This is a genomic window from Dietzia sp. PP-33 (assembly GCF_033790845.1).
Lineage (GTDB): Bacteria > Actinomycetota > Actinomycetes > Mycobacteriales > Mycobacteriaceae > Dietzia.
Map to the genome: position 1 here is coordinate 384933 of NZ_JAMYEI010000001.1, position 19278 is coordinate 404210.

The window sequence follows — 19278 nt, forward strand, 5'->3', positions numbered from 1 at the left end:
CCCCGTCCTCATCCCGGTCCCGGGGGCACACCGGCGGCCCTAGACTGACGCCCGCTACCGGAAGGAGGTGTCCGCGCGTGACCGAGGCCGCCGCCCCGCACGTCCCGGCCCGAGCTCGGAGGCCACCCGTCCGGCGCACCCCTGCGTTTCCCACCTGGGCCGCCAAGACCGTCATGGCCGTGACGGGACTGCTCTTCACGTCGTTCGTGGTGGTGCACATGATCGGCAACCTCAAGGTGTTCGGCGGTGCGGCCGGATTCGAGGGCTACGCCGAGTGGCTGCGGACCCTTCTCTACCCACTGGTGCCGCACGAGGGCGTCCTGTGGGCCCTTCGGGTGCTGCTCGTGCTGAGCCTGGTGGCACACATCGGGTGTTCGGTGCTGCTCGCGCGACGCTCCCGGGCCTCGGCGGGCCCCCGTCGTCGTCGCACCGGTCTGACCGCCGGTTCCTTCGGCGCGCGGTCCATGATGGTGACCGGCGTGGTGATGCTCCTGTTCGTGGTCTTCCACGTCCTGGACATGACCACCGGCACACCCCCTGCCGCCAGTGACTCCTTCGTCCCCGGTTCGGCGCACGCCAACCTCGTGGCCAGCTTCGCCAGGCCGTGGGTGGCGGCGTTCTACACGGTCACCATGGTCCTGCTGGCGGTACACGTGGCGCACGGCGTTCGCACGGCGGCCGGCGATCTCGGGGTGACCGGGGTCCGGAGCCGTGCCGCGGCGACGGTCGTGGGCGGTGTCGCCGCCGTCGCCGTCCTGGTGGGCAACGCCATCATCCCGATCGCGGTGCAGGCCGGGTGGCTCGCATGACCGTCCCACGCACCCCGGGCGGATCGGGCACATTCGAACCGCCGCCCGTGACGGCACCCGGTGCGTGGGCCGGGGACATCCTGTCCTCGGGTACTCCCACCGGCGACCCCGCCACCGCCTGGTCGCGGCGACGCGACTCCTACCCCCTGGTCTCCCCCGGGAACCGACGCCGCTTCCACGTGGTCGTGGTGGGCACGGGCCTGGCCGGCGCCGGGGCGGCGGCCGCGCTCGGCGAGCTCGGCTATCGGGTGACCGCGTTCACTTATCACGACGCGCCGCGGCGCGCGCATTCCGTGGCGGCGCAGGGCGGGATCAACGCCGCCCGCGCGAGGAGGGTCGACGGGGACTCGCTGCACCGCTTCGTCTCCGACACGGTCAAGGGCGGCGACTTCCGGGGCAGGGAGTCCGAGGCATTCCGCCTGGGTGAGGAATCGGTTCGCGTCATCGACCACTTCTCGGCGATCGGCACGCCCTTCGCCCGGGAGTACGGGGGGGTCCTGTCCACGCGCTCGTTCGGCGGAGTACAGGTCTCACGCACCTATTACTCCCGCGGGCAGACCGGCCAGCAGCTCCAGATCGCCGGGAGCCAGGCCCTCCAGCGTCAGATCCGGGCGGGCACGGTGCGGTTGCACACCCGCCACGAGATGCTCGATCTGATCGTCGACGACGACGGATGTCACGGGGTCGTGGTCCGCGACCTCGTCTCCGGACACATCCGCGCCGAGACCGCCCACGCCGTGGTGCTGGCGACGGGCGGCTACGGGAACGTCTTCCACGACTCGACGCTCGCGATGAACTCCAACGCCTCGGCCGTGTGGCGGGCGCACCAGCGGGGGGCGCTGTTCGCCTCGCCGTCGTTCGTCCAGTTCCACCCCACCGCGCTCCCCAAGGACAACCACTGGCAGGCCAAGACGATCCTCATGAGCGAGTCCCTGCGCAACGACGGCCGGGTCTGGATCCCGCTGCGGGTCGGCGACGAGCGACCACCCGGCGACATCCCGGACGCCGAACGCGATTTCTTCCTCGAACGGCGCTACCCGGCCTTCGGCAATCTGGTGCCACGCGACGTGGCCTCCAGGGCGATCACGGCGGAGCTGCGCTCCGGCCGCGGGGTGGGACCGCGTCGCAACTCGGTCTACCTCGACTTCCGGGACGCCCTCGCCCTCCACGGGCGGGACAGGATCGCCGAGCGGTACGGCAACCTCTTCGACATGTACTCCCACGCCACCGGTGAGGACCCGTACACCGTCCCGATGCGCATCGCCCCCACCTGCCACTTCACCATGGGTGGGTTGTGGAGCGACTACGACCTGCAGACCTCGATCCCCGGACTGTTCGTGGGTGGCGAATGCGGCTGGGCCTACCACGGTGCCAATCGGCTCGGGGCCAACTCGCTGCTCAGCGCCAGCGTGGACGGCTGGTTCACCCTGCCGTACTCGGTGCCCGCGCACCTGGCCACACGCCTCGGGGAAGACCTACCGGACGACGACGACGGGGTGGTCACCTCTGCCGTCTGCCGTGCCCGGAACCGCGTCGAGGCGCTACTGGCGGTGGGCGGCACGACGGGGCCCGAGCACTTCCATCGCGAGCTGGGCGAGATCCTCTACGCGGGATGCGGCGTCACCCGTACCGTCGCCGGGCTCACCGAGGCGATCGAGCGCATCCGCCGACTGCGTGGGCGATTCTGGGCCGAGCTCCGGGTCACCGGCGCCGGCACGCACCTCAACCAGGTGCTCGAACTGGCCGGCCGGGTCGCCGACTACCTGGAGCTGGCAGAGCTGATGTGCCTCGACGCCCTCGACCGCGACGAGTCCTGCGGGGCGCACTTCCGTGAGGAACACCAGACCCCGGGCGGTGAAGCACTGCGCCGCGACGAGGACTGGTGCTTCGCCTCCGCGTGGGGATCCGGCGGCGACGACCGGGGCGGACCGCGCACCTTCACCCGTCACGCCGAACCGCTCGACTTCTCCGCAGTCGGGCTCACCACGAGGGACTACCGATGAGGCGGACACCGTGAAACTGACTCTGCGCATCTGGCGCCAGGCCGGGCCCGAGGACGCCGGTCGGTTCGACGACCACGAGGTCCCCGACGCCGAGCCCGAGATGAGCGTCCTCGAGCTGCTCGACACCCTCAACGGTCGGCTGGTCGACGAGGGCCGTGAACCGGTCGCGTTCGACTCCGACTGCCGCGAGGGGATCTGCGGTGCGTGCGGGGTGACCGTCGACGGACGCCCGCACGGCCCGGCCGAGAACACGCCCTCGTGCCACCAGCGCCTGGACCGCTACTCCGACGGCGACACCCTCCGCATCGAGCCGCTCCGGGCGGCCGTGTTCCCCGTGATCCGAGACCTCGTGGTGGACCGTTCCGCGCTGGACGGGATCGCGGAGGCCGGAGCCCACGTGTCGATCCCCGCCGGTACCGCGCCGGATGCCGACGCGATGCTGCAGGGCCACGACGACGCGGAGACGGCCCTGGACTTCGCCGCGTGCATCGGCTGCGGCGCGTGTGTGGCGGCCTGCCCCAACGGGTCCGCCAACCTCTTCCTGGGCGCCAAACTGGGTCACCTGGCCCTCATGCCGGTCTCGGGACTCGAGCGCGGTTCCCGCGCCCGGGAGATGGTCCGCGAGGCCGACACCGAGTTCGGCCCCTGTTCCCTGTACGGCGAGTGCTCGCGGGTGTGTCCGGCGGGAATCCCGCTGCGGGCGGTCGCGGTGGTCAACCGGGAGCGTCTGCGGTCGGTGTTCCGCCGCGGGTGACGCGACCCCGATGGGGAGGCGCCGTCACCGCATGCGCTGCGAGATGACCTTGGAGATGCCGTCGCCCTGCATCGACACGCCGTAGAGCACGTCCGCCACGTCCATGGTGGGCTTCTGGTGGGTGATCACGATGAGCTGGCTGGTCTCGCGAAGCTGCTCGAACAGTCCGATGAGCCGCCGCAGGTTCGTGTCGTCGAGCGCGGCCTCGACCTCGTCCATCACGTAGAACGGGCTCGGCCGGGCCTTGAAGATCGCCACGAGCATCGCCACGGCGGTGAGCGATTTCTCTCCGCCGGACAAGAGTGAGAGGCGTTTGACCTTCTTTCCCGGAGGCCGCGCCTCGACCTCGATGCCGGTGGCGAGCATGTCGCCGGGATCGGTGAGGATGAGCCGGCCCTCGCCGCCGGGGAACAGCGTGGAGAAGACACCGCGGAACTCGCGTTCGACGTCGACCCACGCCTCGGTGAAGATCTGCTCGATCCGCTCGTCGACGTCGTCGATCACTCCCTCGAGGTCGGATCGCGCCTTCTTGACGTCGTCGAGCTGGGTGGACAGGAACGCGTACCGCTCCTCGAGCGCGGCGAACTCCTCCAGCGCCAGGGGGTTGACCTTGCCCAGGGTCGCGAGGTCCTTCTGGGCGAGCTTGAGTCGACGCTCCTGCTCGGCGCGCAGATACGGCATCGGCGGTGGCGGGCTGACGTCCTCACCCCGCTCGCGGGCCGTCTCGTACTCCTGCATCTCCAGCGCCGACGGTGGCAGGTCGACGTGAGGCCCGTACTCCGCCACCAGCACCTCGGGCTCGATGCCGTGCCGCTCCACCACCGCCGCCTCCAACTCGGAGACCTTGACCTCGAGTTGGGCCCGGACGATCTCGTCGCGATGCGCCGCGTCTCCCAGCCTGGTGACCTCGGAGCCCGCGGCCGCCAGTTCGTCACGAAGCGAGGCCACCCGCGTGGTGGCCTCCGCCCGTGCGGCGGCCAGGCGGTCCCTCTCGGCGCCGGCCGAGACGATGAGCTCGTCGAGCCGGGACAGCAGTCGCCCACTCAGTTCGTCCACGACCTCGGCGACCTGTGCCCCGCGTCGTCGGGCGGCCGCGGCCCGGGCGGCCCGTGCCCTCGACTCGCGTTCGGCCTGTGCCGCTCTGCGCAGCGAGGCCGATTTGCCGCGTACCCCGCTCGCGCGCTCCTCGGCCGACCGGTGCGCGAGCCGGGCCTCGAGTTCGGCAGCCCGGGCGGAGGCGACCGTCGCCTGCGCGGCGACCCGGCCGTCGTCCGCGGGCAGCTCGGCCTCATCGTGGTCCTCACCCGCACGCGCCAGCCGGTCGGTGAACTCCTCGTGCTCGGTCCGGGCGGCGTCGAGTTTGTCGACGGCCATCCGTCGGGACTGTTCGAGGCGCCGCACCTCCGCCTCCGCGCGTCGGCGACGCTGGCCGATCCGCGCGAGTTCGGCGTAGATCTCCTCGATCGCGGCGTCGGACTCGCTGATCGCGGCCAGCGATTCGGAGAACCGGTCAGCCCGTTCGACGTCCTCGGCCTCCGCGCCGGCGAGCTCGGCCTGGGTGGTCTCGATCTCCGCGCGGACGGCGTCCCGTCGCACGACCGCCGCATCGATCGCGGACTGGATCTCCAGTCCCGTCCGCCCCGCCGCCGAGCCGCCCACGGTCCACCCCGACCCCGCCAGCTCCCCGTCCCGGGTCACCGCCCGCACTCGCCGATCCGACTCGACCTGCGCGAGGGCGGCGCCGAGGTCCTCGACCACCACGACGTCCACCAGCAGTGCCGTCACCGCGGCGACGAGGTCCGCAGGGATGTCGACGACGTCCAGGGCCCAGCGGGCGCCGGCGATCAGGTCCACCTCGAGTCTGTAGTCCCCGCCCGCCTCACCGCGGCCCACCAGGCCGGCGCGACCGCCGTCCGCCCGGCGCAGCGCCGCCAGGACCGACCCGCGGTCGACCCCGGCGTCCACGACGACGGCGTCCACTGCCGGTCCGAGCGCCGTCCCCACGGCGCGCTCCCACCCGGGTCGGACGCCGAGCAACTCCCCGACGGTCCCGGCGACGGTCTCCGGGCCCAGGTGCCGGAGCACCCAGTCCGCCCCGTCCCCGGCCCCCTTGTTCTGCTCGAGGGTCTCGATGCGGGCGGCCAGACTGGCGATCTGCTGGTCCGCCTCCCTCTCGATACCCCTCAGCTCGGCCAGCCGCGCGCGGGCCGCGAGGTGGGCGCGCTCGGCACGACCCAGCTGGTCGTCGAGGGTCCGTTCCCCTTCCGAGTGCGCGGCGACCCGGGCGTGGACGGCGTCGAACTCCGCCTCGGCGTCCGCCACCGCGGTCCGGGCGTTCTCCGTCTCCGCGTCCAGTCGTGCGATCTCCGCCCGCGTCGACTCGACCCGGGCGGCCAGCGTCTCCACCTTGCCCGCGAGACGGGCCACTCCCTCGCGTCGGTCGGCGATCGCCCGCACGGCCTTGAGATGTTCGGCCTCCAACCCTGCCAGGGTGGTCTCGGCGGCGTCGAGCGCCTCCGTCGCGCGACGCGCCTCGGTCGCGGCGCGGGTGACCGCCTGCACGAGTTCCTGCTCGTGTGCCTCGGCCCGCTCGGCCTGTCGGTCCAGCTCCTCCGGGTCCGTACCGTGGTGGACGGCGGTCTCACCGGAGAGCGATCGGGCGCGGTCGGAGGCGATCCGGGCGGTCGCGCGGGCACGCTCGGCAAGCGTCGACAGCGCGAACCACCGCTGCCCGGCGGCGTCCGCGTCCGGGGTGAGCCGGTCGAGCTCCGACTGGGTCTCGGCGACCGCCCCTGCAAGCTCGTCGCGACGATCCACGGCGGCCGCCACCTGCGTCGCGAGTCGCGAACGGACGCTCTCCGCATCGGCGAGCTCACCGCGGCGGGTCACCAGGTCGTCGGCCGCCAGCCTGAACGTCGCATCCCGCACGTCGGCCTGGATCGACTGTGCGCGCCGCGCCACCTCGGCCTGGCGCCCCAGCGGCTTGAGCTGGCGGCTCAGCTCGCCGGTCAGGTCACTCAACCGATCAAGGTTGCCCTGCATGCCCGCGAGCTTGCGCTGCGCCTTCTCCTTGCGCCGACGGTGTTTGAGGATGCCGGCGGCCTCCTCGATGAACGCGCGCCGCTCCTCGGGCTTGGACTCCAGGATCTCGGCGAGCTTTCCCTGGCCCACGATCACGTGCATCTCGCGACCGATACCCGAGTCCGAGAGCAGCTCCTGCACGTCCATCAGGCGGGCGCGGTCACCGTTGATCTCGTACTCGGCGGCCCCGTCACGGAACATCCGCCGGGTCAGCGACACCTCGGCGTAGTCGATCGGCAGCACGCCGTCCGAGTTGTCGAGGGTGAGCGTGACCTCGGCCCGCCCGAGTGGCGCCTTGCCGGCCGTTCCGGCGAAGATCACGTCCTGCATCTTGCCGCCGCGCAGCGATTTGGCGCTGTGCTCCCCCATCACCCAGGTGAGCGCGTCGACGACGTTGGACTTTCCGGATCCGTTGGGGCCGACCACGCAGCAGATCCCGGGCTCGAACCTCAGTGTCGTCGGTGCCGCGAAGGACTTGAAGCCCTTGAGCGTCAACGATTTGAGGTACACGGGTGTCGATCCTAGGGCACCTGCGCCCGCTGGCCCGTAACCGTGACCGACACCGGGTTCATCGCTCGACGAAGCCCGACAGCCCGCCGCGCGCGGGCTCCCATGCGTCCACCACCAGCTCGACCCGGCCCGGGCTCCCCCCGCCCCTGAGCAGGTCCACGAGCTCGGCACACGCCCGGCGGGATCCCTCGGCCACCACGTGTACCCGGCCGTCGGTCTTGTTGGCGGCATATCCGACGAGCCCGAGTTCGAGCGCCCTGGACCGCGTCCACCACCGGAAACCCACGCCCTGCACGTGCCCGTGGACCCAGGCCACCAGCCGGACCGGGTCCTGCCCGGCCCCGGCCGGATCCTGCTCTGCCGGGTCCTCGCCGGCCGCGCGCTGCCCCGTCATCGGATGTCGAACCCGAGTTCCACCTCGGCCCCCGCCTCCAGTGTCCGGCCGACCGTGCACGCGGAGTCCACCGTGCGCCGGATCATGTCCAGCAGCCTGTCCCGCATGGCCGGGTCGAGCCCGGACAGGTCCAGCTCGTAGGTCTCCTCCAGCCGCGGGTACCGCTCGGCCTCGCGGTCGGCGTCCCCGGACACGCGCACGGTGGCCTCATAGTCGTCGCCGAGCCGGCGAGAGACGGTGAAGTCCGACGCCATCGCCGAGCACGACGCGAGCGCGATCTTGAGTAGTTCGCCCGGGGTGAACACCCCCGGGGCGTCGCCCTGACCGATCTCCACCCGCGCCCCGCGCGAGGAGTGGCCCACGTAGCGCCGGGTCCCCTGACGCTCGACCCACAGGTCGGTGGTGGTGTCGGTCGACTTCTCGGTGTCCTCCATGCGGGTCATGGTACGGAGCCGGTCAGCGCACGGAGCCGGCTGGCCGATCAGTGGAGCCGCCGGTAGAGGATCGGCTGGGCGGCGATGTCGTTGGCGGCGAAGTTGGCCAGGACGAACGTGCGGAAGCTCGGCCGCAGCAGCAGGTGCGGCAGGAACGATCGGAAGTTCGGCCAGCTGCAGTGGTTGATGAGGCTGTAGTCATCGGACGCACCGGGCAGGGGCTGCATGGGGACCGAATCGGCCAGTGCGGTCGTGCGCTGGAACCAGCCCGCGGTGTACTCCCACACCGAACGGACCCTCGTGGGGTCGGTGCAGTGGAAATAGTTGAACAGGAACACGTTTCCGGGATCGTGATCGACGTCGGCGATTCGTGCGGGACTGCTCGCGACAACCTGGTGCATGTGCCGGGCGTGATCGTCGAGCACCGCCATCAGTTCCGGCCACAGCCGATCGGCGCGGAGCGCGGCCAGATCCGCCACCGTCCGCGTGCGGATCAGGACAACAAAGTCGTAGCGAGCCGGCGCGACCCCGGTCCGGCGCAGCAGACGGCCGCCTTCACCCGGCGGACGCAACGCGGCGCGGAATGCGGTCGCCTCGATGACGTCGTCCCGGTCGGCGAGGCGCTGCAGCAGCGGCACCACCTGGTCGAGAGCGCGGCGCCGTCGGCGCGTCGGGATCGGGAACGGGCCCGCCCAACCGCCGATCTCGGCGGCGACGAGCGCGAAACCGTTGTCGGTGGGCGACTCGAGACGAACCGGGTCGGCCCGCTGATCGTTGACGATGGTGATGTCCGTACGCACTGCCACTCCTTCGTTGTCAACACTTGTTGACATCGACCCTATGACCACCCCCAGCCCATGTCAACAAGCGTTGACCTACACTTGTGGCCATGCGTAGGTCGTCGAGTGACACCAAGTCCGCGATCCTGGCTGCCGCCAAGGAGAGGTTCGCCGCCGACGGCTACGATCGGGCCACCATCCGGGCGATCGCCGCGGACGCCGGCATCGATCCCGCGATGGTGATGCGCTACTACGGCACCAAGGAGAGGCTGTTCGCCACGGCCGCCGAGTTCGATCTGGAGTTGCCGGATCTGGCAGCGGTCCCCCACGAACAGATCGGCGCGGCGCTGGTCACCCACTTCCTCGACCGGTGGGAGCGCGACGAGACGTTGCTGATCCTCTTACGGGCGGGAGTGACCAATCCCGCGGCGGCGGAGCGGATGCGGTCGATCTTCGCCGCCCAGCTCGGACCTGTGGTCGCCCGGGTGAGCCCCGACCCGGGCCAGTGGTCGACGAGGGCCGCCCTGGTCGCCACACAGATCCTGGGGATGGCGCTGTGTCGCTTCGCGCTCGCGTTCCCGCCGGCGGTGACGATGTCCAGGGCGCAGATCGTCGCGTGGCTCGGACCGACCATCCAGCACTACCTCACTGGCGACGAGCCGGCCGACCTGGCTGCCGCCGCCGGGGCGGGGCCTGACACACCGGACAGTAGTGCGACCCGCGGTTCATGAAGTCCTCGCGCACGACCGGGGTACCGCACCGGGCACAGGGCAGTCCCGCGCGTCCGTAGGCGTCGAGTGAGCGGTCGAAGTACCCGGAGGCACCGTTGACGTTGACGTAGAGGGCATCGAACGAGGTCCCGCCCGCGCGGAGGGCGTCGTCCATCACCTCACGGGCGTGGCCGAGCACCCCGCGGACGGCGGCCAGCGTCAACGCACCCGCGCGCCGCCGGCCGTGGACACCGGAACGCCACAGCGCCTCGTCCGCGTAGATGTTCCCGATCCCGGATACCACCCTCTGGTCCAGCAACAGCCGCTTGAGCTCGGTGTCGCGGCGGCGGATCGTCCGGGCCACCGCCGCCGCGTCGAACCCGGGCTCGAACGGGTCCGCGGCGACGTGGACGGCCGGGGCCGGCAGGAGCACACCGGTGCCGTCGGCGGCCTCGGCCAGGGGGACGACGGTCCAGCCCCCGAAGGTGCGTTGGTCCACGAACCGCAGGTCGTTGCCGTCGTCGAGGACGGCCCGGGCGTGCAGGTGCGGCACCGGCGGCGCGTCATGATCGGTGACGAGCATCTGCCCGCTCATCCCCAGATGGACGAACAGGCAGTCGGCCCCCGGGGTCTCGTCGCCGTCGAGGGTGAGCCACAGGTACTTCCCGCGGCGGCGGGCGCCACTGACGGCCCTGCCGCGTAACCGGGCGACGATCTCTTCCGGGCCGCCGGGTTGACGGCGGGCCGTCCGGGCTCCGCTCACCTCGACGTCGAGGACTTCCCGACCCACCACGTGGGACTCCAGCCCCCGACGCACCACCTCGACCTCGGGCAGTTCCGGCATGTCAGGAAGCGGTCCGGTCCAACGCGGCCCAGGCCTGTTCGGCGGCCTTCTGCTCCGCTTCCTTCTTGGTCCGCCCGACCCCCTCCCCCAGTCGTGTCTCGCCTACGAGTGCGACCGCCGAGAACGTCTTGTCGTGATCGGGCCCGGTGGAGGTGATGTCGTACCGGGCCTTCGGTCGGCCGAGTGCCGAGCACTTCTCCTGGAGACTGGTCTTCCAGTCCAACGCCGCGCCCAGGGTCGGTACCACCCGGAGCCGCTCACCGATGATCCCCTCGACGATCCCGCGCGCGACCTCCAACCCGTGGGTCAGGTACACGGCTCCGAACACCGCCTCCAGGGTGTCCGCCAGGATCGAGTGCTTGTCCCGCCCGCCGGTGAGCTCCTCGCCGCGACCGAGCCTCAGTAGCGCCCCGAGACCCTCGGCTCCCAGTTCACGGGCGATGTCGGCGAGGACGTACGTGTTGACCAGGCTCGCACGGATCTTGGCGAGGTCGCCTTCCGGCCGGTCCGGGTAGGCGCCGTAGAGGTGCTCGGTGACGACGAGTTCCAGGACGGCGTCACCGAGGAACTCCAGCCGCTCGTTGTGCGGTAGCCCCCCGTGCTCGTAGGCGTACGAGCGGTGGGTCAGCGCCTGCGTGGCCAGCTCACCGGGGAGATCCACACCGAGCACGACCCCGAGTGCAGACGCCGGGTCGGTCACTCGGCCCCCTCTCCGGGGCCGGTGGTGCCGGTGGTGCCGAACTTCTCCGCCAGTCCGGCCCATCGCGGGTCGATGCGCCCCTCGGTGCTGCCGGAGATCCCGTCCGGAGCGGGCGTGTCCGGGTTGACGCATCCGCTGTGGCCGTAATCGGTACACGTGGGCGACATGGGGAACTCGAGCCCGAACGCGTCGACCAGCGCCGGCTCCAGGTCCAGCAGGTCGCCGTCGAGGAGTCGGACCTCGTCCTCCTCCGCACCGTCCGCGGCCGACGTTCCGTGGGCGGCGTACATCTCGGTGAGTTCGACCGCCACGCCGGTGGTGAACTCGCCCAGGCATCGCGCGCACTCGACCCGCGCCTGTGCGCTGACGGGCCCGGTGACCAGGACGCCCTCCTCCACGAAGGTCAAGGTCAGGTCGAGGTCGACCTCGGATCCCTCGGGGATACGGATCAGCTCGACCCCGATGTCCGACGGCAGCACGGCGGGGCGCCGGACCTGCGCCATCGCGCCGGGGGTACGGGCGATCGTGCGGGTGTCGAGGACGAGGGAATCGGCGGCCGGGCGGCCATGACGCGGCTTGCGAGAGGTGGTGGACACGCCCAGCAGACTACCCGCAGCCGTCAGTAGTCCCCGTAACCGTCGCCGCGGGGCTCGCCCTCACGGGACCCCCGTCGGCCGGCGGCCTCACGTCGACCTGCCGGGGTGACCCCGTGGAGCTCCTCCCGGCCGCGGGACACCGTCCTGATGGTCGATCCGAGGAACTCCTCGAACCGCGCCATCTTGTCGTCGATGTAGGCGTCGCACTCCTCGCGCCTGCGGTCGCTCTCCGCGTGCGCGGCGTCCCGGATCCGGCGGGCCTCCTCGTCCGCGATCCGGACGACCTCGGACTCCGACAGCATGCGCTGCTGTTCCTGTCGGGCCTCGGTGATCGTGCGGTCATAGATGATGTTGGCCTGCTCGACGAGGCGATCGGACTCCGCGCGGGCCCGGCCGGTAGTCGACTCGGCCTCACGGCGGGAGCGGTCGAGCAGTTCGGCCGACTCGGCGCGGGCGTCGCCCACCAGACCATCGGCGTGTGCCGTGGCCTCCGCGACCATGCGGTCGGCGCGCGCCTTCGCGTCGGCGAGCATCGCGTCCGCGTCCGCCCGCGCGTCACGCAGCGTACGGTCCGCCTCGGTGTCCGCGGCGGCCACCGTGTCCCGGGCGGTGGCGTCCGCCTCGGCGAGCACACTGTCGCGCTGGTCCAGCACATCCTGGGCATCGTCGAGCTCGCCGGGGAAGGAATCCCGGATGTCGTCGAGCAACAGCAGGGACTCGTGCCTGGGCACCACGCAGTTGGCGGTCATGGGCAGACTGCGGGCGTCCTCGATCATCGCGTTCAGCTCATCGAGGGCCTGGAACACTCGGTACACGCTCGTCCCTTCACCGGATCGTCACTCTTGCCACATCAGTGTGCCCGCAACACACGTCCCGGAGCCGGTGCGGCGGCGGTGTGTCCTACGGTCCGCCCGACCGCCGGCGGGCCCCGGACGATCTCGGCGGACTCAGCCCAGCCTGTCCTTGAGGGCGCGCGCGACGGGATCCGGCAGCAGGTGCGAGACGTCCCCGCCCAGACGCGTGACCTCCCGGCACAGCGACGAGGACACGAAGGCGAGATCAGCCCTGGTCGGCAGGAACACCGTGTCGACCCCCGAGATGGACCGGTTCATGTGGGCCATCGGCAACTCGTAGTCGTAGTCGGTGGAGTCGCGGAGGCCCTTGATCACGGCGGTCGCGCCCTGCTCGCGGCAGTAGTCCACGAGCAGGCCGTAGAAGCTGTCCACCCGGACCCCGGGGAGGTCGGCGCAGACCTCCTCGATCAGTGCCTTCCGCTCGTCGATCGTGAATGTCCCCTGCTTGTTGGGGTTGGCCACCACACACACGATCACGTCGTCGAACAGCTCGGCCGAGCGGCGGACGATGTCGAGATGCCCGAGGGTCACCGGATCGAAGGAGCCTGGGCACACGACGGTTGTCATGGGGCGACGGTATCAATCGGCCGGGCCATCTCGACGGCCGTCTCCCCGTAGGTCCGCTCGAACACCACCTCGTACCCGTCGGGCCACCGCACCGCCGGGTCCCGCCTCGACCTCTCCCACACCACGAGCGCGTCGTCGGAGAGCCACCCGCCCGCGGCGAGCGCCTCCAGAACGGGTGCGTCGAGCTCGGCGGACCGCTCGTACGGCGGGTCCGCCAGGACGAGCTGGAAACCGCCGGCCACGGGGCAGGGGCCGGCGACGGCGGTCGGCAGCACCGCCCGCCTGACCGTCACCTCGACCGTGGGGAACGACGACGACAAGCCTGAGGTGTTCCTCCTGAGCACCGCGACGGCCCGGGGGTTGCCCTCGACGAACCACGCGATGTCCGCACCCCGGGAAACGGCCTCGAGGCCGAGGGCCCCGGACCCGGCGAACAGGTCCAGGACCGCGGCGCCCTCCAGGTCGACCCGGCTGACGATCGCACTGAACAGTGCCTCGCGGACGCGGTCGGTGGTGGGGCGGGTCCCCGAGGGCGGGACACTGATCGACCGCCCGCGCAGTCGGCCCGAGATGATGCGGGTCATGATTCCTTGTCGCTCGTCGAGAGTCCGGTGGTCAGTATTTGAACAGGTAGTCCGACTCCTCCGAGCCGGACAGGCGGTGGACCCTCTCGGCCAGCGCCGGATGGGTGTGGAGTCCGGGGTCGGAGTCGAGGATCTCCTCGGCGTGACGGCGGGCGATCTCGATCACCTCGCCGTCGTCGACCACCGACAGCAGCCGCAGCGCCGACAGCGCACCGGACTGGGCGTCGCCGAGGACGTCGCCTTCACGCCGCTGGACCAGGTCCAGCTGGGCCAGGAGGAACCCGTCCGTGGTGGCGGCGACGGCATTGAGGCGTTCCATCGCCCGACCCCCCTCACGGGAGTTGGTCACCAGTAGGCAGAGACCGGGCAGCCCGCCCCGGCCCACCCGACCGCGTAGCTGGTGGAGCTGGCTCACCCCGAACCGCTCCGCGTCCATCACCACCATCACGGTCGCCTGCGGAACGTCCACTCCGACCTCGATGACGGTCGTGGACACCAGGACGTCGAGTCCGCCGGAGGCGAACTCGGCCATGGTCGCGTCCTTGTCCTCCGGTGGCAGCCGGCCGTGCATGAGGCCGATCCGCACGCCCGCGAGGGGCCCGGTGGAGAGGTGTTCGTGGAGATCCACGGCGGCGACCAACGGCGGACGGTCACCGCCCGTGTCGTCGTCCCCTCCCTTCGTGGCTCCGCCCGGGGCGTCGGTGGTCTCGGCGTCGATCCGGGCACACACGACGTACGCGCGGTGACCCGCCTCGACCTCCTCCCGCACCCGCTCCCAGGTCCGCTCCACCCATCTCGGCTTGTCGCGGGCCGGCACGACCGAGGTCGAGATGGGCCGGCGCCCGCCGGGCAACTCCTCCAGCTCGGAGACCTCCAGGTCGCCGAACACGGTCATCGCTATGGTCCGCGGAATCGGCGTCGCCGTCATCACCAGCAGGTGCGGGACCATCCCGTCCCGACCCTTGGCTCGCAATCGGTCCCGCTGCCGGACCCCGAAGCGGTGCTGCTCGTCGACCACGACCATCCCGAGGTCGAAGAAGTCCACCGAATCCTGAATGAGCGCGTGGGTGCCCACGACGATCCCGGCCTCGCCGGTGACGATGTCCAGCAGGGCGGCCCTCCGGTCCGCGGTGGACATCGACCCGGTCAGCAGGACCACGCGGGTGGCCTGGTCCGCGGCGCCGAGCCTGCCCCGCTCGCCCAGATCCCCGAGCATCGCCGAGAGGGACCGGTGGTGTTGGCTCGCGAGGACCTCGGTCGGAGCCAGCATCACGCACTGGCGCCCGGCGTCGACCACCTGCAGCATCGCCAACAGCGCGACGACCGTCTTGCCGGAACCGACCTCGCCCTGCAGCAACCGGTTCATCGGCTCGTCGAGCGTCAGGTCGGCCGAGATCTCCTCCAGCACCGCCTTCTGCCCCCCGGTGAGGTCGAACGGCAACCGGACCTCCAGCGCGGCACGGACGCCGTCCCCGCGCACCGGGCTCGCCGGCGCCGGGTCCCGGGCGACGAACCGGCGCCGGGCGGCGAGGAGCAGTTGGAGGGCGATCGCCTCGTCGAAGCGGAGGCGGTACCCGGCCCTGTCCGCGTCCTCGGCGTTCTCCGGCAGGTGGGCCTTGCGCAGCGCCTCGTCGAGGTCCATGAGCCCGGCGGCCGCCCGGACCGTCTGGTCGAGCGGGTCCACCACCGGGACCAGGGCCCGGATCGCGGTCACCACCGCGCCCAACAGGTCCCACGAGGTCACGCTCTGGCTGGCCGAGTAGATGGGCAGGAGCGGGCGGTCGAACAGACTCGGGCCGCCCTCGGCGTCGATCGTGGCCGACAACCGGGCGAGCGCGGCGAGGTTCCCCGATCCCTTGAGCTGGCCGACGGGTCCGGACACCGACCTCAGTACCAGGAACTCGGGGTGTTTGAGATCCAGGGACCGCCGGAAGCGCGACACGGTCCCGTCGAACATCGCGACCGTGCCCACCGGGAGCATGAACTTGATCTTGCGTCCGGCGAAGTAGACCACCCTGAAGGTGGTGTCCTCGTCCTTCACCGTGAGCGTGAGCATCTCCCTCGCCTGGCCCTGCTTGGTGGAGTACGTGCGGGTGGCGGCGGCGGTGACCGTCCCGATGATCGTCACCCGCTCGCCGTCGACTAGTTCCCGCTTGTCGTACCGCTGCCCGTGTTGCCGGTAACGGCGGGGCAGGGTGTGGAGCAGGTCGCCGACGGTCCGGTGTCCGAACGCCGTCGTGATCCGCTCGGCCAGGTCGGCGTCGAGGACCTCGGCGAGCGGGGTGTCGGTGGTGGCGAGCGGGGTCATTCGACCCCGACGTGCGCGAGCACCCGTCCGGGCCCGGCCGCGTAGCCGGCGACCTCCACGTCGGGGTGCGCACTCCGGATCCTGTTCACCGTCGTCTCGGTCGCGGCCTCGTCGTACTCGGCGCCGAGCAGGAGGGTGACGAGTTCGCCGCCGGAGGAGAGCAGCCGGTCCGCGAGGGCACACACCGCGTCCACCGGGTCCGTCTCGATGAGCGCCACGTCGTGGCCGACCATGCCCAGCAGATCGCCCGCGACGCAGCGACCCACCAGCGTGAGAGCGTCGTGTTCGGCCCGCACCAGGTGCGCGTGTCGGGTGGCCGCGGCCGCATCCGCCATCCCGAACCCGTCCAGGGACAGGGTGGTCGAGGCATCGTGGACCGCGAGCGCCGACAACCCCTGGACCACCGACCCCGTCGGGAGGATCAGTGCGTGCCCCTCCACATCGCGCAGCGCGGCGTCCAGCGCCCCGATCTGCGCCCGGGACAGTTCACCGTTCGGCAGTACCAGCAGCTCGTCGGTACACAGCGCGAGGACCGCGTCGATCACCCCGTCCTCGCCGGGATCGACCGTCCTCGCGCCGGCCTCGGAGAACAGGTCCGCCAGGGGACCCCCGCGGACGATCGCCACGACGGACCGCTCGGGCTGGGCCCCGGTACCGGACTGCTCTCCCCCGGGACCGTTCCCGTGTCGGGGCCCGCCCGCTCCGGGTGCGCCCACCGGGTCCAACATGTCGGTCACGCGGATCTCCGTGACCCGTCCGAGGGGGAGCGCCACCTCGATCGCCGTCCCGATGTCGTCGGTGTGGACGTGCACGGCCCAGCGCGCATTGTCGCCCGTTCCGCCGTCACCCACGACCACCACGCTGTCACCGAGGGTCCTGAGCGCTGATCTGAGTTCGTCGGCACGCGCGTCGTCCGAATGGGTCAGGGAGTACATGACCTCGTACCGGGTGTCCGCGCCGGCGTCCACGGACCCACCGGGGTCACCGTCGCACCGCTCGGACGACACCGCGAGAGGATCGTCCGGGATGGCGTACTCCGGTCGCTCCGGTGCCCGCCCCACCAGGACCTCGACCATGGTGTCCAGCAGGACGAGCAGACCCCGGCCACCGGCGTCGACGACCCCCGCCCGGGTCAGTGCGGGGAGCTGGGAGGTCGTCCGGTCGAGGGCCTGGGCCCCGGCGTCCGCAGCCGCGCGGGCCACCTCGACCAGCGAGGTGGCGGACGACCGGCCGGCACCGGCCGCCGCCTCCCGCAGGACGGTCACGATGGTGCCCTCGACCGGATCGCTGAGTGCGTGGTCGACGAGCGTGACCGCCGTCCGGAGCGCGCGCCGGTAGGTCGAGGCATCGACGACGGTGAAGGTCGCGGCTTCACCGACAGCTCGGAGGACCTGCGAGAGGATGACGCCCGAGTTCCCCCGCGCACCGTGGACGGCCCCGTGGCCGAGCGCCACGGCGATCTCACGGGCGCCGGCGCTCCCCCCGCCCTCGGAGATCCACGCCTCCTCGCCCTCCGCCCTGTCGACAGCGGCTCTCATCGTGTAGAGCAGGTTCGTCCCGGTGTCCGAATCCGGCACCGGGAAGACGTTGAGGGCGTTGATCTCCTCACGGTGGGTCGCCAGCTGCTCCACACACCGGCGGGCCCAACCCAGCAGGCCGTGGGCGTCGAGTGATGAGGGGCGTTCCCCGACACTCGTCGTCTCCTGTGTCATCACCCCTCCTCGGCGTCCGCTCACCCCTGCGATCCGACTCGCGTCGGTCGGCGCGGCCAAGCCTAGTACCCTCACCAGGCGACAGCCGACGAACAGGCCGAGACGGCCAGGACCACTCCAGGAGCCCGGATGACCTCTGATCTGACCGCCACTCCGCTCGTCACCCTGGAGGACGGGGTCCTCACGATCCCGATCTCCCTCGAGGGCAGGGGGAACTCGCTGGACTCCGACGCCGTGACCCAGGCGGGGACCGCGCTGACAGCGCTGGCCGCCGGCGAGATCGACGCCGGCGCCGTGCTCCTGGTGGGCCTGGGGAAGAACTTCTGTGCCGGCGGCAACGTACCGGGGTTCGCCGCGGCCGAGGACCGGTCGGAACACGTCCGCGAGCTGGCGGACCGCTTGCACCGGGTGATCCGGCACCTGGACGCCGCGTCCGTCCCGGTGGTCGCTGCCGTGGCCGGGTGGGCCGCGGGTGCGGGGTTGTCCCTGGCGTTGGCGGCCGACTTCTCGGTCGGGGGTCCGGACACGCGCCTGTTGGCGGCCTACCCCGGTATCGGCCTCTCCCCCGACGGCGGCATGTCCTGGCGTCTACCCCGTGCGATCGGACATTCCGCTGCGAGTGCGTTCATCCTGGGCAACGAGCCGATGGACGGTGAGCGCGCGTACCGGATCGGGATGATCACCACGTTCACCGAGGAGGACGTCCCCACGGAGGCCCGGACGCTGGCGGTCCGTCTGGCGGCGGGCCCCCGCGCCTCCCACGCCGCCACCAAGGAGCTCCTCCGGCGGTCCGGGGACAGGACGCTGGCGCAGCAACTCGACGCCGAGCGCGACTCGATCGCGGCGCTGGCGGTGTCACCCGACGGTGTCGAGGGAGTGGACGCGTTCGTCGCCAAGCGCAGCCCGCGGTTCGGCGGCGCCTGAGGCCTATGCCTGCCCCGGCGAGTCGGGCAGGCGCCAGTCCACGGGCGGGGCACCGAGGCGCGACAGTGCGTCGTCGGCGCGGCTGAACGGCCGGGAGCCGAAGAACCCGCGGGTGGCTGAGAGCGGCGACGGGTGGGCGGACGCGATGACCGGGGTGTCTCCGAGTACCGGCGTCAGTGACTGCGCGTCGCGACCCCAGAGGATCGCCACCAGTGGCCGGTCGCGTTCCACCAGCGCCTCGATCGCGCGCTGGGTGACCTCCTCCCAGCCCTTGCGACGGTGCGACGCCGGCTGACCCGGCGCCACGGTGAGGACCCGGTTGAGCAGGAGCACCCCACTGCGGGACCAGGAGCTCAGGTCGCCGTGCCGCGGCGCGGGCAGCCCGAGGTCCTCGGAGTACTCGCGGTAGATGTTGACCAGGCTCCGCGGCAGTGGTCGGACCCGCCCATCGACGGCGAAGCTCAGGCCGACGGGGTGGCCGGGGGTGGGGTAGGGATCCTGTCCCACGATCAACACCCGGACCTGGTCGAAGGGCTGCTCGAAGGCGCGCAGGACCCGGTCTCCCGTGGGCAGGTAGTCGCGCCCCGCGGCGTTCTCGGCTCGGAGGAAGTCGCCCATCCGGTGTATCCGGTCCTCCACCGGCGCCAACGCGCGCGCCCATCCCGGGTCGATGACCTCCCCGAGGGGCGGCCGGTCCGCCTCGTGTCCGCCCACC

The 19278-nt window shown here is 71.7% G+C and carries 18 protein-coding genes; 5 read left to right on the plus strand and 13 right to left on the minus strand.

Translation table 11 applies throughout. The features are described from left to right. Positions 1–77 precede the first annotated feature (77 nt). From NJE57_RS01885 to NJE57_RS01895, 3 genes are read left to right on the plus strand one after another with little or no spacing between them, the layout of a single operon-like run. Positions 78–809: a succinate dehydrogenase cytochrome b subunit gene (locus tag NJE57_RS01885; RefSeq protein WP_319026662.1), complete on the plus strand. Its 732-nt coding sequence runs from the start codon at positions 78–80 to the stop codon at positions 807–809. After that, positions 806–2812, plus strand: coding sequence for a fumarate reductase/succinate dehydrogenase flavoprotein subunit (locus tag NJE57_RS01890; protein WP_319026663.1), 2007 nt, complete (start codon positions 806–808; stop codon positions 2810–2812). Before NJE57_RS01885 ends, NJE57_RS01890 begins: the two co-directional genes overlap by 4 nt. A gap of 10 nt (positions 2813–2822) precedes the next feature. Continuing rightward, the gene (locus NJE57_RS01895) at positions 2823–3566 is read left to right on the plus strand and encodes a succinate dehydrogenase/fumarate reductase iron-sulfur subunit (RefSeq protein ID WP_319026664.1); all 744 of its coding nucleotides are present in this window, start codon (positions 2823–2825) and stop codon (positions 3564–3566) included. 24 nt (positions 3567–3590) lie between these two features. On the opposite strand, the gene smc is transcribed toward NJE57_RS01895, so the two are convergent. From smc to NJE57_RS01915, 4 genes are read right to left on the minus strand one after another with little or no spacing between them, the layout of a single operon-like run. Next, positions 3591–7157 (minus strand): chromosome segregation protein SMC, encoded by a 3567-nt coding sequence (smc, locus tag NJE57_RS01900; protein ID WP_319026665.1) that lies wholly within the window; start codon positions 7155–7157, stop codon positions 3591–3593. A 58-nt stretch (positions 7158–7215) separates the two neighbouring features. Further along, on the minus strand, positions 7216–7551 hold the full coding sequence (locus NJE57_RS01905; RefSeq protein ID WP_319026666.1) for an acylphosphatase: 336 nt from the start codon (positions 7549–7551) through the stop codon (positions 7216–7218). Then, entirely contained in the window at positions 7548–7994 is a 447-nt protein-coding gene (locus tag NJE57_RS01910) for an OsmC family protein (protein ID WP_413464338.1), read from the minus strand. The genes NJE57_RS01905 and NJE57_RS01910 overlap by 4 nt, the downstream gene beginning before the upstream one ends. Before the next feature lie 38 nt (positions 7995–8032). After that, positions 8033–8785 (minus strand): hypothetical protein, encoded by a 753-nt coding sequence (locus NJE57_RS01915; RefSeq protein ID WP_319026668.1) that lies wholly within the window; start codon positions 8783–8785, stop codon positions 8033–8035. A gap of 89 nt (positions 8786–8874) precedes the next feature. Between NJE57_RS01915 and NJE57_RS01920 the strand changes: the two genes are divergently transcribed. Next, positions 8875–9495 (plus strand): TetR family transcriptional regulator, encoded by a 621-nt coding sequence (locus NJE57_RS01920; protein WP_319026669.1) that lies wholly within the window; start codon positions 8875–8877, stop codon positions 9493–9495. Here NJE57_RS01920 and mutM read toward each other — a convergent pair. The 8 genes from mutM to NJE57_RS01960 all read right to left on the minus strand — a co-directional run bounded on the left by mutM (position 9410) and on the right by NJE57_RS01960 (position 17639). Then, positions 9410–10318, minus strand: a complete 909-nt coding sequence (gene mutM, locus NJE57_RS01925) for a bifunctional DNA-formamidopyrimidine glycosylase/DNA-(apurinic or apyrimidinic site) lyase (RefSeq protein WP_319026670.1) — start codon at positions 10316–10318, stop codon at positions 9410–9412. The two genes, NJE57_RS01920 and mutM, sit on opposite strands and share 86 nt — an antisense overlap. A 1-nt stretch (position 10319) precedes the next feature. After that, positions 10320–11018, minus strand: a complete 699-nt coding sequence (rnc, locus tag NJE57_RS01930) for a ribonuclease III (protein ID WP_319026671.1) — start codon at positions 11016–11018, stop codon at positions 10320–10322. Further along, positions 11015–11614, minus strand: a complete 600-nt coding sequence (locus tag NJE57_RS01935; protein ID WP_319026672.1) for a YceD family protein — start codon at positions 11612–11614, stop codon at positions 11015–11017. The genes rnc and NJE57_RS01935 overlap by 4 nt, the downstream gene beginning before the upstream one ends. A 23-nt stretch (positions 11615–11637) precedes the next feature. After that, positions 11638–12429, minus strand: coding sequence for a DivIVA domain-containing protein (locus tag NJE57_RS01940; RefSeq protein ID WP_319026673.1), 792 nt, complete (start codon positions 12427–12429; stop codon positions 11638–11640). 132 nt (positions 12430–12561) lie between these two features. Next, the gene (gene coaD / locus NJE57_RS01945) at positions 12562–13035 is read right to left on the minus strand and encodes a pantetheine-phosphate adenylyltransferase (protein WP_319026674.1); all 474 of its coding nucleotides are present in this window, start codon (positions 13033–13035) and stop codon (positions 12562–12564) included. Next, on the minus strand, positions 13032–13619 hold the full coding sequence (rsmD, locus tag NJE57_RS01950) for a 16S rRNA (guanine(966)-N(2))-methyltransferase RsmD (protein ID WP_319026675.1): 588 nt from the start codon (positions 13617–13619) through the stop codon (positions 13032–13034). Before rsmD ends, coaD begins: the two co-directional genes overlap by 4 nt. Positions 13620–13650: 31 nt before the next feature. Then, positions 13651–15927, minus strand: coding sequence for an ATP-dependent DNA helicase RecG (gene recG / locus NJE57_RS01955; protein WP_319026676.1), 2277 nt, complete (start codon positions 15925–15927; stop codon positions 13651–13653). After that, positions 15924–17639, minus strand: a complete 1716-nt coding sequence (locus tag NJE57_RS01960; protein WP_319026677.1) for a DAK2 domain-containing protein — start codon at positions 17637–17639, stop codon at positions 15924–15926. Before NJE57_RS01960 ends, recG begins: the two co-directional genes overlap by 4 nt. A 129-nt stretch (positions 17640–17768) precedes the next feature. Between NJE57_RS01960 and NJE57_RS01965 the strand changes: the two genes are divergently transcribed. Further along, positions 17769–18563 (plus strand): enoyl-CoA hydratase-related protein, encoded by a 795-nt coding sequence (locus NJE57_RS01965; protein WP_319026678.1) that lies wholly within the window; start codon positions 17769–17771, stop codon positions 18561–18563. A 3-nt stretch (positions 18564–18566) separates the two neighbouring features. Here the strand turns inward: NJE57_RS01965 and NJE57_RS01970 are convergent, their stop codons facing one another. After that, on the minus strand, positions 18567–19277 hold the full coding sequence (locus tag NJE57_RS01970) for a uracil-DNA glycosylase (protein WP_319026679.1): 711 nt from the start codon (positions 19275–19277) through the stop codon (positions 18567–18569). Position 19278: the final 1 nt, after the last annotated feature.